The sequence below is a fragment of the Paraburkholderia phymatum genome, assembly GCF_038900715.1.
GTDB classification, from domain to species: Bacteria; Pseudomonadota; Gammaproteobacteria; order Burkholderiales; family Burkholderiaceae; genus Paraburkholderia; species Paraburkholderia phymatum_A.
Genome location: NZ_JAYMRZ010000075.1, coordinates 1 through 1354, shown reverse-complemented (window position 1 = coordinate 1354; position 1354 = coordinate 1). Strand labels below are relative to the sequence as shown.

1 pseudogene is annotated in these 1354 nt (G+C 64.3%); it reads right to left on the bottom strand.

The features are described 5' to 3' along the window. Window positions 1-151: 151 nt before the first annotated feature. Window positions 152-1317, bottom strand: a pseudogene (locus tag VSR68_RS42440) (IS3 family transposase); the annotation flags it as partial. Between the last annotated feature and the right edge of the window lie 37 nt (window positions 1318-1354).

Genomic DNA, 1354 nt, shown 5'->3' with positions numbered 1-1354 from the left:
TGAGGTTGACCCGGTTCGACGGACAGATTTGCAGTCAGCAATTTGATGTGATCTGGCCTCCGTTAAGCGTTGAGTCGCGGGTTGTCCACGGGCGGGCGGCGGGTCGCCCCTCACGACCATGACGCTGCCCGCCGGTGGGCAACCCGCAGGACGACGCGGCTTGCCTTTTCGCGTTCAGATTTTCGAATTCGAGCGGCGAACAATAGCCAATGCTGCTGTGCAGGCGGCGTATGTTGTACCAGCCCTCCAGAAACCAGAAGATGCGCTGCCTGGCCTGTTCATGGGTCGCAAAGTGTTCGCGCAATAGCAGCTCCGCTTCGAGCGTGCCGAAGAACGATTCGCACATCGCGTTGTCGTAGGCGTCGCCAGCCGTCCCCATCGACGGTTGCACGCCGGCTTCGCGGCAGCGTCGCCCGAATGCGATAGACGTGTACTGGCACCCCTGGTCCGAATGCAGGATGACACCGTCATGGCGTCGCTGCAGCAACGCCATATCCAGTGCGCGCAGCATCAGTTCGGTGTACAGATGGCTGGACATCGCCCAGCCCACAATGCGGCGACTGAACACGTCGAGGACCACGGCCAGGTACAGAAACCCCTCGGCCGTCGGGATGTAGGTGGCGTCCGCCACCCACAGCACGTTCGCTGCCTCGGCACAGAAGTGCCGGCGCACCAGATCCGGAGCACGCCGTGCCCCCGCGCGTTGCCGCGTGGTGTGCGGCCAGCGCCGCCGGCTCGCACCATGCAGGCCGGCCAAGCGCATCAGGCGAGCTACCCGCTTGCGTCCGACGTGCACGCCTTCACGTGCGAGCTGCGCATGGATACGTGGCGCCCCATACGTGCCGCGCGAGCTCGCATGCAGCGTGCGGATGCGCGCGAGCAGTTGCGCATCGCTATATGACCGTTTCGATGGCTCGCGCACCAGCCACGCATAGTAGCCGCTGGTTGAGACCTGTAGCAGCCGCGCCATCGTGGCAATGGGCCAGCGGGCCCGGTTCGCCTTCATGAATCCGTACCCTTCGGTGGTACGGCCCCGGTCTCGCGGGCGAACCAGGCGGCCGCGTGAGAGAGTATGTCGCGCTCCATTTCGAGCTGGCGCACCTTGCGACGCAGGCGCGTGAGTTCCTGCCGCTCGGCCGTGGTCAGTCCGTCCTGGCGGACACCCGAATCACGATCGGCCTGTGCAACCCAGTTGATGATGGTCTGCGCCGTTGGTTCGAACTCGCGCGCAAGCTCCTGCGGTGTGCGTCCGGCCTTGACCAATTCCACCATCTGCGCCCGGAATTCCGGCGGGTACGGTGTACGAGTCTTGCCCATTTCGGCACCTCCTCTTCAAAAAGAATAGGTGTCCGTT